Here is a 13,507-nt window from a genome sequence, read left to right on the forward strand (position 1 = left end):
GAGAGCGGTCAGCAGTTAATCAAGCAGCGAAATCGCCGTTGGCGCATCGTTGCCGACCAGCGCCAGGTCTTCGAATTCGTTGACGGCGTTGATCTCGGTGCCCATGGAGATGTTGGTCACACGCTCCAGAATGATCTCGACGATCACTGGCACCTTGAACTCTTCGATCATCTGTTCGGCCTTGCGCAGGGCAGGGGCGATTTCCGACGGTTCGAACACACGCAGTGCCTTACAGCCAAGGCCTTCAGCCACTGCGATGTGGTCAACCCCGTAACCGTTGAGTTCCGGCGCGTTCAGGTTATCGAAGGACAGCTGCACGCAGTAGTCCATTTCGAACCCGCGCTGGGCCTGACGGATCAGGCCCAGGTACGAGTTGTTCACCACGACGTGGATGTACGGCAGTTTGAACTGAGCGCCGACCGCCAGTTCTTCGATCATGAACTGGAAGTCATAGTCCCCCGACAGGGCCACGACTTTCCGGCTCGGATCGGCCTTCACCACGCCCAGCGCTGCCGGAATGGTCCAGCCCAACGGGCCGGCCTGGCCGCAGTTGATCCAGTGACGCGGCTTGTAGACGTGCAGGAACTGCGCGCCGGCAATCTGCGACAGACCAATGGTGCTGACGTAGCAGGTGTCCTTGCCGAACACCTGGTTCATTTCTTCGTAAACGCGTTGCGGTTTGACCGGTACGTTGTCGAAGTGGGTCTTGCGGTGCAGGCTGGCTTTGCGCTGCTGGCAATCTTGCAGCCAGGCACTGCGGTTTTTCAGCTTGCCGGCGGCTTGCCATTCACGGGCCACTTCGATGAACACGGTCAGTGCTGCAGCGGCGTCGGAAACGATGCCCAGATCCGGCGTGAACACGCGGCCGATCTGGGTGCCTTCGATGTCGACGTGAATGAACTTGCGACCTTCGGTGTAAACGTCAACCGAACCGGTGTGGCGGTTGGCCCAGCGGTTACCGATACCCAACACCACATCGGATTTCAGCATCGTCGCGTTGCCGTAACGGTGCGACGTCTGCAGACCGACCATGCCGACCATCAACGGGTGATCGTCCGGGATGGTGCCCCAGCCCATCAGGGTCGGGATCACCGGGATGCCGGTCAGTTCAGCGAACTCGACCAGCAGATCGCTGGCATCGGCGTTGATGATGCCGCCACCGGCCACCAGCAATGGACGCTCAGCCTGATCGAGCAGCGCCAAAGCTTTCTCGACCTGCACGCGGGTCGCGGTCGGTTTGGCCAATGGCAGCGGCTGGTAAGCATCGATGTCGAATTCGATTTCGGCCATCTGCACGTCGAACGGCAGGTCGATCAGCACCGGACCTGGACGGCCGGAGCGCATTTCAAAGAACGCTTTCTGGAACGCATAAGGCACTTGGCCCGGCTCCAGAACAGTGGTCGCCCACTTGGTGACTGGCTTGACGATGCTGGTGATGTCCACCGCCTGGAAGTCTTCCTTGTGCATACGGGCGCGGGGTGCCTGGCCGGTAATGCAGAGGATGGGGATCGAGTCGGCCGAGGCGCTGTAGAGCCCGGTGACCATGTCGGTACCGGCAGGGCCGGAAGTGCCGATGCACACGCCGATGTTGCCGGCCTTGGTGCGGGTGTAGCCCTCGGCCATGTGCGAGGCGCCTTCAACGTGGCGAGCGAGGACGTGATCGATGCCACCGACTTTCTGCAAGGCGGAGTACAGCGGGTTGATGGCAGCGCCCGGGATGCCAAAAGCGGTATCAACCCCTTCACGGCGCATCACCAGAACGGCGGCTTCGATTGCTCTCATTTTGCTCATGGTTTTGTGCCTCTTTACGTTTTGTAATTGTATACAAGTGGCTTTGCGCAGAGTGTATTCACGGCGGACGGCGCAGGTCAATCCATTTTCTCAAGCGCCTGTTTCATTCGTCGGAAGCCAGTCTGACTGTGGCTTTTCGTCGCATGTGGCGCTTTTCGAGAATTATTGTATACAAAAAAATAATTCATTGTGTTCTATTTGTTGCATCGGCCTGCGGCACAAAAGCGCAGGTCCACGACTTTCCCTATAACAAAATGAGGACGGCACCATGAGCGCTTTAACCTTGAAAGTCGCAGTCAACCTGGTCAACGAAGCCATCAATGCAGGGCGCGGCATCAACGCCGCGCCGCTGACCATCGCGGTACTCGATACCGGCGGTCACCTGATCACCCTGCAGCGCGAAGACGGCGCCAGCCTGCTGCGCCCGAACATCGCCATCGGCAAAGCCTGGGGCGCCATCGCCCTGGGCAAAGGCTCACGCCTGCTGGCACTCGACGCCCAACAACGCCCGGCCTTCATTGCTGCGCTGAACAGCATGGGCCAGGGCAGCGTCGTGCCGGCACCGGGCGGTGTGTTGATTCGGGATCAGGCGGGGAATGTGTTGGGCGCGATCGGGATCAGCGGCGATCTGTCGGATATTGATGAGCAGGTGGCGATCAGGGCGGTGGAGGCGTTGGCGTTGCGGGCGGATGCGGGGGTGGCTTCCTGATCGTTAGTGCCTGATTAACCGCCTTCGCGAGCAGGCTCGCTCCCACACTGGATCTGTGGTTCGACACAAAATGTCTGAATACCCCAAGTCCCCCTGTGGGAGCGAGCCTGCTCGCGAAGGCGATCTTCCGTACACATCTTGCTAAAAGTCTGACGCTTGCTCGGAAATCCACTGAACTAGCCTTTTCATAATCAGGACATGAAAAGGCAAAGGAATGCTGGATCTATCTGCTTCAAATCGTTTGCGCATCGGTCGCTACTCCGAACACAACCGCATCTACCTACTGACTACCAATACGGCGGGAAGGCAACCTGTATTCAGCGACTTTGCAGTGGGTCGAATGGTCGTCAGCCAATTTCGCGTCGCAGAGGAAATGGGGTTTGCCAACACGTTGGCCTGGGTTGTCATGCCAGATCATTTTCACTGGCTGATTGAATTGAAGCGCGGTTCGCTTGGCGAGTTGATGCAACGAACCAAATCTCTCAGCACCAAAGCCGTGAAACTCGCGACCGGTCGACAGACCAGCCTTTGGCAATCAGGCTTTCATGATCGTGCATTGCGCAGAGAGGAAGATCTGGTGAAGTTGGCTCGGTATATCGTGGCTAACCCGTTGCGAGCTGGGCTGGTTGAGAAAGTTGGCGACTATCCATTGTGGGATGCGGTTTGGGTTTAGCCGTTATTCGGTGTTGTCGCCATTCGCGAGCAGGCTCGCTCCTACAGGGGATTTGCGAACGCCACAGATCCAATGTGGGAGCGAGCCTGCTCGCGAAGCGGTGAACGCGGTCTTACTGATCCGGCTCACATCCCTTCAACACCAACCGGATAATCGTCTGCGCCGCCGCTTCATAATCCGCCTCGTCCAGCTTGTCCTTGCCGGTGACCGCAGAAATCTGCCAGTCGAAGTCGGCGTAGGTCTGGGTCGCGGCCCAGATGCTGAACATCAGGTGATTAGGGTCGATCGGGGCGATCTGGCCGCGGTCGATCCAGCTCTGGATGCAGTCGATGTTGTGTTTGGCCTGGCCGTTGAGCTGCTCGACCAGATCGGCGCTCAGGTGCGGGGCGCCGTGCATGATTTCGCTGGCAAATACTTTCGAGGCGAAGGGCAGGTCGCGGGAGATACGGATCTTCGAGCGGATGTAGCCGCTCAGCACTTCGCTCGGCACGCCGTCCGGATTGAACGGCGTCGAGGCCTGCAAAATCGGCACGATGATGCTTTCCAGCACCTCGCGGTAAAGGTTTTCCTTGGACTTGAAGTAGTAGTAGACATTGGGCTTGGGCAATCCCGCCTTGGCGGCGATGTCGCTGGTTTTGGTCGCAGCGAAGCCCTTGTCGGCAAACTCCTCACTGGCGGCACGCAGGATCAGTTCTTTGTTGCGCTCGCGGATTGTGCTCATAAACCCGGTGGTTCCTTGCCTGTTCTGGCGGTTGCGCATGGTAGCACCGGCCTCGCGCGGCGCTCAAGAATGCCCCGCGTGGTCCGTGGTCGCGTTATGCTTCGCACCATTCATACATAAAAGGAAACAGGATTCATGGCAGGAAGCAGTTTGCTGGTGCTGGTCGACGATATTGCCACCGTGCTGGATGACGTGGCGTTGATGAGCAAAATGGCCGCCAAGAAGACCGCCGGTGTACTCGGCGACGACCTGGCGCTCAATGCCCAGCAGGTCTCCGGTGTGCGTGCCGAGCGGGAAATTCCGGTGGTGTGGGCCGTGGCCAAGGGCTCGTTCGTCAATAAATTGATTCTGGTGCCTTCGGCGCTGGCGATCAGTGCGTTCGTACCGTGGCTGGTAACGCCGCTGTTGATGGTTGGCGGTGCGTATCTGTGCTTCGAGGGATTCGAGAAGCTGGCGCACAAGTTCTTGCACAGCAAGGCCGAAGATGAGGCCGAGCATGCGCAACTCACCGAAGCGGTGGCCGATCCGGCGACGGATCTGGTGGCGTACGAGAAGGACAAGATCAAGGGCGCGATTCGCACTGACTTCATCCTCTCGGCAGAGATTATCGCGATCACCTTGGGCACCGTGGCGGATGCTTCGCTGACGCAGCAAGTGATTGTGATGTCCGGCATCGCCATCGTCATGACTGTCGGCGTTTACGGGTTGGTGGCGGGTATCGTCAAGCTCGACGACCTCGGGTTGTGGCTGACCCAGAAGCCCGGGCAGTTCGCCAAGAAAATCGGCAGCGCGATCCTCAGCGCCGCGCCGTACATGATGAAAACCTTGTCGGTGGTCGGTACGGCGGCGATGTTCCTGGTCGGCGGCGGCATCCTCACCCACGGTGTGCCGGTCGTGCATCACTGGATTGAAGGCGTTGGCGCAGCGGCGGGTAGTGCCGGGTTTGCGGTGCCGATGTTGCTCAATGGTGTGGCGGGGATCATCGCTGGTGCGGTGGTGTTGGCGGTTGTTGCCGTTGTCGGCAAGATCTGGAAAGCCCTGAAAAACTGACATTCAACACAAAAACCTTGTAGGAGTGAGCCTGCTTGCGATAGCGGTGTATCAGCCCCACAAGTGTTGCCTGACACACCGCTATCGCGAGCAGGCTCACTCCTACGGTTTGATCTGTGTTGTGCCATGAAAAAGGGCCATTCGACTCGCATCGAATGGCCCTTTTTTGTACCTGCCGAAAACTACTCGGCAACCTGCAACTTACGCGCCTCGGTGTACACGTAACGTACTTTCTCGTACTCAAACGGTGAGTTCAGTTGACCGTAGCGGAAGCTGGTCTGGTAGCGCTTGTCGACCGCGCGCAGGGCCCAGATTTCCGGGTGGTTGGAGCTGACTTCCGAAACGTTGAGGAAGTTGATCGCCGATTCGGCGGTGTAGTCCACGGCAAGGCCGGCGGTGTCGCGGATGTTCGACGGGCCGAGGATTGGCAGTACGAAGTAGGCGCCGCCCGGTACACCGTAGAAGCCCAGGGTCTGGCCGAAGTCTTCGCTCTGACGCGGCAGGCCCATGGCGGTAGCCGGATCCCACAGGCCGGCGATGCCGATGGTGGTGTTGAGCAGCAGGCGCGCGGTGGTTTCCATCGAACGCTGGCCTTTGAACTGCAACAGGCTGTTGACCAGGTTCGGTACATCACCGAGGTTGTTGAAGAAGTTGCTCACACCCGTACGCACGAAGCTTGGCGTGATGTAGCGATAGCCATCGACCACCGGCAGGAACACCCATTGGTCGAAGCGATAGTTGAAGTGGTAAACCCGGCGGTTCCACGACTCCAGCGGGTCGTAGACGTTCAGCGCATTGAGCGTTGAGCGCTCGAATTCGCGCTGATCCAGCCCCGGGTTGAACTTGAGTTTGGACAGCGGCTCCTTGAAGCCGTCGCTGTCGACGACGACCGGCGCGTTGGCTTTACTGTTGTCGGCCTGGGCCACGCCTGCGCAGAGGAGCGCTGCCATCAGCAGGAGATATTTAGCCACGGAAGAACTCCAGCATGGCGTCGCTGTTGACGCGGTAGTTAAGGTTGCCGCAATGGCCGCCCAGTGGGTAAACGGTCAGGCGATCACCGAATGTTTTACGCAGGAAACCGAGGTCGCCCGGGCCGAGGATCACGTCGTCGGCGTTGTGCATGACAGCAATTTTCGGGCTGTCGTGCAGGTAATCCTTGAGCGCATACAGGCTGACCTGATCGATCAGTTGCAACAGGCTGCCGCCATCGGTGCGCGCACGCCACATCGGAATCACTTGCTCGGTCAGGTAGCAGTCGAAGTCGCACTGCAGCGCGCGCTTGAGGAACGGCGTGAGACTGGTGCCTTCAGTGATCGGGAATTTCGGCGGGGTGATCAGGCCGCGACGGTTGATCAGGTCCGAAGTGAAGGCAATGTCGGCCGCCGAGAAGCGGAACGAGGTGCCAATCAGCATCGCCATCTGTTCGTTGGTCAGGTGTTGCTTGGACTGCTGGAAGTCGTAGAGCAGGGCATCGTTGAGGTCGATGTAGCCTTTCTGCTGGAAGTAGCGGGTCAGCTTGGACAGCACCAGCTCATAGAATGTGGTGCTGTTGTTGATGCCTTTAACTTCGGTTTGGACCAACTTGTCGAGGTTGGTCACCGAGGTGTAGAGGTTGACCGGCGGATTGAGCAGCAGGACTTTCTTGAAGTTGAAGCTGCGGCGCGTTTCGTCCAGATGCGCCACGAAGGCGGCATCGAGGGCGCCAAGGCTGTAGCCGGTCAGGTAATACTCGGTCACCGGCAGTTTCGGGTTTTGCGCGCGCACCGCCTGCATCACCCGGTACATGTCTTCGGCGTCTTCCTTGGTTACGCCCGGGGTGGCGAAGCGTGACGCGGCGCTGATGAAGTCGAAGCTGGTCGGCGACGACAACTGCACGACGTGGTAGCCGGCCTTGTAGTAGAGCTTTTTCAGGTATTCGTTGAGCGTGCTGTCATAGCGCGCGCCGGTGCCGGCAATCAGGAAAATCAGCGGTGCCGGTTTGTCCTGGGTGGCGATGCGGTAGGTAAGCTTTTTCACCGCCCAGAAGTTGTCCGGCAGGATGAACTCGCGTTCCGGGCGCAGGCTGAGGCTGCGATCGGACTGATTGATGTCGTCATCCAGCGGCAGTTCCGGGCGCAAGTCCGGCGGAGTCGTGGCGATGGTCGCCTCGAACGGGTTGGTCAGGGGGTAGCCATAACTGGCGGCGTCGATATCCACCGCCAGTGCGGACGCACTCAGAATAAGGCCGCTGAACAGCGCGGCGAAGCGCAAGGAACGGAGCATGACTAGATCCCTTAGAGGAAGGTGCCGAATGAAGTTCGCAGGCTATGACCACCGGGGTTGCGCCAAAGTGCCATGGTGCGGCACCAAACAGGCAGAATTCGGAGTAATAGTAGCTGGACGATACACTTTGCACGCCCTGAATGAACAGTTAACAGTTGTTAGTTCTTGCGCACGGCTGGCGGCAGATTAAGCTGGCCGTCGATTTCCGAAGATTGGAGTGTTTCATGTCCCGCCGTTTGCCCGTGATTTTGCTGTTCGTTCTGTTGCCGTTGTGGCTGGCCGCCAGTTATGGCGCGCGTTATGGCTTTATGGAAGACGGAAAGTGGGTGGGCATCTGCGTCGAGGAGGCCAGCCGCTGGGAATGTCAGGTGCGTTCGAACCTGGGCTTGATGATTCACTTCAAGGTGTTGGGCTGGGCGGCACTGGGTGCGGCGTTGATCGGTTTTATCGTGCCCGGACGTGCAGGGTGGTGGCTTGCGGTGCTGGCGCTGGTGTTCGGGGTGCCGGCGCTGGCGTTGTACAACACCACGCTGGCGGTGTTTGCGTTGGTGATTGCCGGGTTGCGGTTGGTCCGCGAGTCCCGTACTGCCTGACAGTCAGTCTTCGCGAGCAGGCTCGCTTCCACAGGGAATTTGTGAACGCCACAGATCCAATGTGGGAGCGAGCCCGCTCGCGAAGAGGCCTGATGCCACTCTGACGATCAGCAGCTGCGAACACGCAGGCAGCGCCACAAAGCAGCCACCATCAACACGCTGACCAAGGCCCAACCCCACGCCTGCTGATTCTGCAAACCTTCCTGATACAGCTGCGGCGCAATGCCGGCGCCAACAATAAAGGTCAGCAGCGCAATCTCGCGACGCGGCACGCTGACCGGCCGGCACAGATAAACCAGCGCCGGCAGCACAAACGCCATGCTCGCAAAGCTGCGATAACGCGGATCGAATACCATCTCCAGCATCATCACTGCCGCTGCAAAACCAGCCGCCGCTACCAGCCACCCAGCGCGACGCTCCAGCAGATTGAACGCCCGTTCACGCCAGCCCGTGCGCGCACTCAGCGTCAATGCGGCGTGCGCCAGCACCAACAGATTCAACGCCGTCAGCAAGCCAACCCACACCCACTCACTGGCAAACCGCGTGGTTACCCGTGCCAGATCACCCCAGGCGCCAATCGAGCAAGCGGCGAGGGCGCCCAACAACGGCAACACCAGCGCCGAACGCGTGGTGCGAACGCGACCGCCAAGGATCAGCGTGCCAAGGAAAATCAACCCGCCGACCGCCAGCCATTCCTTCCAATACGGTACGTTGGTCACCGGTCCGGCCAGCACGCCCTTGTCCTGACGATCGGCGTCAAACAAGCCCCAATACCCACCGACCGCGCCTTCACTGCCGCGCTTCCACGGTTGGTCAAACGCTTCGATCAGGTTGTAACGCCAGCCTTCCTTCTCGGCCATCGCGACAAAGCCACGAATGAACTTGGCCTCGTTGACCCGGCTCGGCAGGGCGGTCTCGCGCTGGCGGCCTTCGCTCGGCCAGCCGGTTTCGCCAATCATCACGTCTTTCGGTGCGAATTTATTGCCGAACACCTGACGCACATCGGCGACATGTTGCAGGGCGACGTCAATGTTCGACGGATCATCCTCCCAGTACGGCAGCAGGTGAATGGTCAGGAAATCCACCACTGGCGCGACTTCCGGATGCTTGAGCCAGAACTCCCAGACATCGGCGTAGGTGACCGGTTGCTTGACCTGGCTCTTGACCTTATTGATCAGCTTCGCCAGTTGCGCACCCGTGACTTCCTTGCGCAGCAACGCTTCGTTACCGACGATCACCGCGCTGACCACGTCCGGGTTGGCGTTGGCCGATTTGATCAACAGGTCGACTTCTTTCTCGGTGTCCACCGGGTTGCTGTTGACCCAGGCGCCGATCATCAATTTCAGACCATGTTTGCGCGCTAGCTCCGGCAGCGCCTCAAGCCCCGTCATCGAATAGGTGCGAATGCACTCGAAGCGTGTTGCCAGCAACGCGAGATCCGCGTCCATGCGCTCCGGGCGCAGCTTGAACGGCACGTCGAACGGCGATTGGTCTTTATCGAACGGGGTGTAGGAGGCGCACTGCAATTTATGCGTCGGGGTCGCGGCGTCGGGCAGGATCACCGGTTGGCCGAGGCCGTACCAGAAGCCACCGAGGGCAAACAGCCCCAGCAGGCAGGCGAAGAGATAGGGCAGAAAAGGAAAACGGGAAGTCGCGGACATGGTCAGGCCGAGTGGCTGCAAAGCGACGCATGTTACCTGCATTTATAAGGGGGTAGGTGGCTCGCATGATTTAGGCATGCAAAGTTCGGGCGGATTGTCTGGCGTCAAATATTCCGACGCCATTAATGGCCTTGTGATGTCGTTTCTCGTTGTCTTGAGGTCGCTGGCAGAGCAGGTCGACTGTGGCGTGAGGTTGATGATCAAACCATCAGTACTCCGCTGATGTTCTAACGAGTTTGCGGTCAGGCGTGATGGGGGCGCCGTGCACCATAACAATACGTTGACGCCGCCCGTCATCCGTCGGGCGCAGCATTTCGGGGAAGTAACGATGAAGATGCGACGACTTTTAGGCGCAAGTGCTGCTCTGGTGCTTGCGATGAGCTCTACTTTCGCCAGCGCAGAGAAACAGACCCTGAACATCGGTTACGTTGACGGCTGGTCCGACAGCGTCGCGACCACCCACGTGGCGGCCGAAGTGATCAAGCAGAAACTTGGCTACGACGTGAAGCTTCAAGCCGTCGCTACCGGGATCATGTGGCAAGGCGTGGCCACCGGCAAACTCGACGCCATGCTCTCCGCTTGGCTGCCGGTGACCCACGGCGAATACTGGACGAAGAACAAAGATCAGGTCGTCGATTACGGCCCGAACTTCAAGGATGCAAAAATCGGCCTGATCGTGCCGGAGTATGTAAAAGCCAAGTCCATCGAAGACCTGAAAACCGACGACACCTTCAAGAACCGCATCGTCGGCATCGATGCCGGTTCAGGCGTAATGCTCAAGACCGATCAGGCGATCAAGGATTACGGCCTCGACAAATACACCCTCAAGGCCAGTTCCGGCGCCGGCATGATCGCCGAACTGACCCGTGCCGAGAAGAAAAACGAGTCCATCGCCGTCACCGGTTGGGTGCCGCACTGGATGTTTGCCAAGTGGAAACTGCGCTTCCTCGACGACCCGAAAGGCGTGTACGGCGCAGCTGAAACCGTGAACAGCATCGGCAGCAAGGAACTCGACGCCAAGGCGCCGGAAGTGGCCAAGTTCCTGAAGAACTTCCAGTGGGCGTCGAAGGACGAAATCGGCGAAGTGATGCTGGCGATTCAGGACGGTGCCAAGCCTGAAGCCGCGGCCAAGGATTGGGTCGCCAAACACCCGGATCGCGTGGCTGACTGGACCAAATAACCGCCACCCCGCTTTACCCCTGTAGGAGTGAGCCTGCTCGCGATAGCGTCCCGTCAGCTGATGAAAATATCGACTGATAAAACGCCATCGCGAGCAGGCTCACTCCTACAGTTGTTTTGTGTGTACCGGAAATTGGCAAAAGTGTCATGGCGTTCTACTACTAAGGTCGTCTGTTCCCGCGCTCGCAGCCGCATACATTAGCTATGTTCCAACAATAATCTGTGCTGCGAGGATAAAAACAATGAACGACAGCATTTACCTCTCGATTCAAAACAGTCCCCGATTCAAGGAGCTGGTGCGAAAAAGGGAAAAGTTCGCCTGGATACTCTCGGCGATCATGCTCGGGCTCTACTCTGGCTTCATCCTTTTGATCGCTTACGGGCCTCACATACTGGGCGCCAAACTCAGTCCTGAATCCTCGATTACCTGGGGCATTCCGATCGGTGTCGGACTGATTCTTTCAGCATTCATCCTCACCGGGATCTACGTGCGCCGCGCCAATGGCGAGTTTGACGACCTGAACAATGCGATTCTCAAGGAGGCTCAGCAATGATCCGGCGTCTACTGGCTCTATTGAGTGTTGCGGCTTTCGCGCCCAATGTCTGGGCGGCTGACGCGTTGACGGGGGAGGTGGCCAAACAGCCGCTGAACATTCCGGCGATCCTGATGTTCGTGGCGTTCGTTGGTGCGACGCTCTACATCACCTACTGGGCTTCGAAGAAAAACAATTCGGCGGCCGACTACTATGCGGCGGGCGGCAAGATCACCGGGTTCCAGAACGGTCTGGCGATTGCCGGTGACTACATGTCGGCGGCGTCCTTCCTGGGGATTTCCGCGCTGGTGTTCACCTCCGGCTACGATGGCCTGATCTACTCGATCGGCTTCCTGGTGGGCTGGCCGATCATTCTGTTCCTGATCGCCGAGCGCCTGCGTAACCTGGGCAAATACACCTTTGCCGACGTGGCGTCCTACCGCCTCGGGCAAACCCAGATCCGCACGCTTTCGGCCTGCGGTTCGCTGGTGGTGGTGGCGTTCTACCTGATCGCGCAAATGGTCGGTGCCGGCAAGCTGATCCAGCTGTTGTTCGGCCTCGATTACCACATTGCGGTGATCCTGGTCGGTGTGCTGATGTGCATGTACGTATTGTTCGGCGGCATGCTGGCGACCACCTGGGTGCAGATCATCAAGGCGGTGTTGCTGCTGTCCGGTGCCTCCTTCATGGCTGTGATGGTGATGAAGCACGTCAACTTCGACTTCAACATGCTGTTTTCCGAGGCGATCAAGGTTCACCCGAAAGGTGAGGCGATCATGAGCCCGGGCGGTCTGGTGAAAGATCCGATCTCGGCGTTCTCCCTGGGTCTGGCGTTGATGTTCGGTACTGCGGGCCTGCCGCACATCCTGATGCGCTTCTTCACTGTGAGCGACGCCAAAGAAGCGCGTAAGAGCGTGCTGTACGCAACCGGTTTCATCGGCTACTTCTACATCCTGACCTTCATCATCGGCTTCGGCGCGATTCTGTTGGTCAGCACCAATCCGGCCTTTAAAGATGCAGCGGGCGCTCTGCTCGGCGGCAATAACATGGCGGCGGTGCACCTGGCCAACGCGGTTGGCGGCAGCATCTTCCTTGGCTTTATCTCGGCCGTAGCGTTTGCGACCATTCTGGCGGTTGTGGCGGGTCTGACGCTGGCCGGTGCATCGGCGGTGTCTCACGACCTGTATGCCAGTGTGATCAAAAAGGGCAAGGCGAACGAGAAGGATGAGATTCGCGTCTCGAAGATCACCACTATCGCCTTGGCGGTGCTGGCGATTGGCTTGGGTATTCTGTTCGAAAGCCAGAACATCGCGTTCATGGTTGGCCTGGCGTTCTCGATCGCGGCGAGCTGCAACTTCCCGGTACTGCTGCTTTCGATGTACTGGAAGAAGCTGACCACTCGTGGCGCAATGATTGGCGGCTGGCTGGGGCTGGTGAGTGCGGTGGGTCTGATGATCCTCGGCCCTACCATCTGGGTGCAGATCCTGCATCACGAGAAGGCGATATTCCCTTACGAGTACCCGGCGTTGTTCTCGATGATCATTGCCTTTGTGGGGATCTGGTTCTTCTCGATTACTGACAAGTCGGCGGCTGCGGACAATGAGCGGGCTCTGTTCTTCCCACAGTTTGTGCGTTCGCAGACTGGGTTGGGGGCGAGTGGGGCGGTTTCGCATTGATCGCTTGATGCTTGTTTAAACGTTTTGCTGAATGCCCCGGTTGAGAGATCGGGGCATTTTTTGTGGGCGGTTATCGGACTTGAGTGTGTTTTTTTGATTGGGTGTATATCCGTTGCTGCGGTAATGGCTGCTTAGGGTTCCGCCCTTACGGCGGGTCACTTTTTCCAAACGCCGAAAAAGTAACCAAAAAGGCTTGCTCCTACGTGCGGCCCGCTCGCTGAGGCTCGGGGTTCCTTCGCTCCGGGATCGATCCGGGCGCAGCGCCTACGGTTTGCTTCGCTGCACCTCCTCTCGCTGTGTTTGGCTGCGCCAAACGGTCGCTGCGCTCCCACGCCCGGATCAATCCCTCCACTCAGCCTTCCGACGTCGCCCGTGGATCAAGATCAAGAGCTGCAGCCGAGCTAACGCTCATCCTGTTGAGTGGTGAGGAGCGCGGCGTGGTCGGCTTTTGTTTTGTGATGGATTTCCCCCTCACCCCAGCCCTCTCCCGAGGGAGAGGGAGCCGATTTGTGAGCTTTTCAGAATCTGAGTTCAACTCGGTATCGCACGTCGGCGTAGCTCTCCCAAACACCACGGTCAGTCCCCTCTCCCTCCGGGAGAGGGCTAGGGTGGGTAAAGACCGGGTACATCCTTTACGTTTGAGACCGGGGACATGGTTT

12 protein-coding genes are annotated in these 13,507 nt (G+C 58.8%); 7 read left to right on the forward strand and 5 right to left on the reverse strand.

Translation table 11 applies throughout. The annotated features are described in order from the left end of the window. Window positions 1-15: 15 nt before the first annotated feature. Complete coding sequence (gene gcl / locus BK670_RS21860) at window positions 16-1,791, reverse strand: glyoxylate carboligase (protein ID WP_123452792.1); 1,776 nt, start codon at window positions 1,789-1,791, stop codon at window positions 16-18. A gap of 268 nt (window positions 1,792-2,059) precedes the next feature. Between gcl and BK670_RS21865 the strand changes: the two genes are divergently transcribed. Together BK670_RS21865 and BK670_RS21870 are read left to right on the forward strand one after the other, a co-directional pair. Further along, the gene (locus BK670_RS21865; RefSeq protein ID WP_123452794.1) at window positions 2,060-2,500 is read left to right on the forward strand and encodes a GlcG/HbpS family heme-binding protein; all 441 of its coding nucleotides are present in this window, start codon (window positions 2,060-2,062) and stop codon (window positions 2,498-2,500) included. 214 nt (window positions 2,501-2,714) lie between these two features. Beyond that, on the forward strand, window positions 2,715-3,173 hold the full coding sequence (locus tag BK670_RS21870) for an REP-associated tyrosine transposase (protein ID WP_123452797.1): 459 nt from the start codon (window positions 2,715-2,717) through the stop codon (window positions 3,171-3,173). A 112-nt stretch (window positions 3,174-3,285) separates the two neighbouring features. On the opposite strand, the gene BK670_RS21875 is transcribed toward BK670_RS21870, so the two are convergent. Next, window positions 3,286-3,894 carry a TetR/AcrR family transcriptional regulator gene (locus BK670_RS21875; RefSeq protein ID WP_008083515.1) on the reverse strand — a complete coding sequence of 203 codons (609 nt, stop codon included), beginning with the start codon at window positions 3,892-3,894 and terminating at the stop codon, window positions 3,286-3,288. A gap of 135 nt (window positions 3,895-4,029) precedes the next feature. On the opposite strand from BK670_RS21875, the gene BK670_RS21880 reads away from it, so the two are divergent. Beyond that, the gene (locus BK670_RS21880; protein WP_123452799.1) at window positions 4,030-4,944 is read left to right on the forward strand and encodes a DUF808 domain-containing protein; all 915 of its coding nucleotides are present in this window, start codon (window positions 4,030-4,032) and stop codon (window positions 4,942-4,944) included. Between the two features lie 182 nt (window positions 4,945-5,126). Here BK670_RS21880 and BK670_RS21890 read toward each other — a convergent pair whose 3' ends face one another. Both BK670_RS21890 and BK670_RS21895 read right to left on the reverse strand, forming a co-directional pair. After that, window positions 5,127-5,915, reverse strand: a complete 789-nt coding sequence (locus tag BK670_RS21890) for an MlaA family lipoprotein (RefSeq protein WP_123452801.1) — start codon at window positions 5,913-5,915, stop codon at window positions 5,127-5,129. Next, window positions 5,908-7,206: a serine/threonine protein kinase gene (locus BK670_RS21895; protein ID WP_123452803.1), complete on the reverse strand. Its 1,299-nt coding sequence runs from the start codon at window positions 7,204-7,206 to the stop codon at window positions 5,908-5,910. Before BK670_RS21895 ends, BK670_RS21890 begins: the two co-directional genes overlap by 8 nt. Window positions 7,207-7,430: 224 nt before the next feature. Between BK670_RS21895 and BK670_RS21900 the strand changes: the two genes are divergently transcribed. After that, window positions 7,431-7,799, forward strand: coding sequence for a hypothetical protein (locus BK670_RS21900; RefSeq protein ID WP_123452805.1), 369 nt, complete (start codon window positions 7,431-7,433; stop codon window positions 7,797-7,799). Between the two features lie 107 nt (window positions 7,800-7,906). On the opposite strand, the gene BK670_RS21905 is transcribed toward BK670_RS21900, so the two are convergent. Then, the gene (locus BK670_RS21905; protein ID WP_123452807.1) at window positions 7,907-9,502 is read right to left on the reverse strand and encodes a glycoside hydrolase family 17 protein; all 1,596 of its coding nucleotides are present in this window, start codon (window positions 9,500-9,502) and stop codon (window positions 7,907-7,909) included. Window positions 9,503-9,788: 286 nt separating this feature from the next. Here BK670_RS21905 and BK670_RS21915 point away from each other — a divergent pair, with 286 nt between their 5' ends. From BK670_RS21915 to BK670_RS21930, 3 genes are all read left to right on the forward strand, one after another. Next, window positions 9,789-10,640, forward strand: coding sequence for a glycine betaine ABC transporter substrate-binding protein (locus BK670_RS21915; protein ID WP_123452809.1), 852 nt, complete (start codon window positions 9,789-9,791; stop codon window positions 10,638-10,640). A gap of 241 nt (window positions 10,641-10,881) precedes the next feature. Continuing rightward, entirely contained in the window at window positions 10,882-11,193 is a 312-nt protein-coding gene (locus tag BK670_RS21925; protein WP_047600264.1) for a DUF485 domain-containing protein, read from the forward strand. Beyond that, window positions 11,190-12,848 carry a cation acetate symporter gene (locus BK670_RS21930; protein ID WP_123452811.1) on the forward strand — a complete coding sequence of 553 codons (1,659 nt, stop codon included), beginning with the start codon at window positions 11,190-11,192 and terminating at the stop codon, window positions 12,846-12,848. Before BK670_RS21925 ends, BK670_RS21930 begins: the two co-directional genes overlap by 4 nt. Window positions 12,849-13,507 lie beyond the last annotated feature (659 nt).

The organism is Pseudomonas fluorescens (assembly GCF_003732425.1).
GTDB lineage: Bacteria > Pseudomonadota > Gammaproteobacteria > Pseudomonadales > Pseudomonadaceae > Aquipseudomonas > Aquipseudomonas fluorescens_BE.

Bases quoted from the DNA above. Each gene is read 5' to 3' on its own strand.
- BK670_RS21865 (WP_123452794.1), top strand. From the start codon at position 2,060: ATGAGCGCTTTAACCTTGAAAGTCGCAGTCAACCTGGTCAACGAAGCC.
- BK670_RS21880 (WP_123452799.1), top strand. From the start codon at position 4,030: ATGGCAGGAAGCAGTTTGCTGGTGCTGGTCGACGATATTGCCACCGTG.
- BK670_RS21900 (WP_123452805.1), top strand. From the start codon at position 7,431: ATGTCCCGCCGTTTGCCCGTGATTTTGCTGTTCGTTCTGTTGCCGTTG.
- BK670_RS21905 (WP_123452807.1), bottom strand. From the start codon at position 9,502: ATGCAGGTAACATGCGTCGCTTTGCAGCCACTCGGCCTGACCATGTCC.
- gcl (WP_123452792.1), bottom strand. From the start codon at position 1,791: ATGAGCAAAATGAGAGCAATCGAAGCCGCCGTTCTGGTGATGCGCCGT.
- BK670_RS21895 (WP_123452803.1), bottom strand. From the start codon at position 7,206: ATGCTCCGTTCCTTGCGCTTCGCCGCGCTGTTCAGCGGCCTTATTCTG.
- BK670_RS21930 (WP_123452811.1), top strand. From the start codon at position 11,190: ATGATCCGGCGTCTACTGGCTCTATTGAGTGTTGCGGCTTTCGCGCCC.
- BK670_RS21875 (WP_008083515.1), bottom strand. From the start codon at position 3,894: ATGAGCACAATCCGCGAGCGCAACAAAGAACTGATCCTGCGTGCCGCC.
- BK670_RS21870 (WP_123452797.1), top strand. From the start codon at position 2,715: ATGCTGGATCTATCTGCTTCAAATCGTTTGCGCATCGGTCGCTACTCC.
- BK670_RS21925 (WP_047600264.1), top strand. From the start codon at position 10,882: ATGAACGACAGCATTTACCTCTCGATTCAAAACAGTCCCCGATTCAAG.
- BK670_RS21915 (WP_123452809.1), top strand. From the start codon at position 9,789: ATGAAGATGCGACGACTTTTAGGCGCAAGTGCTGCTCTGGTGCTTGCG.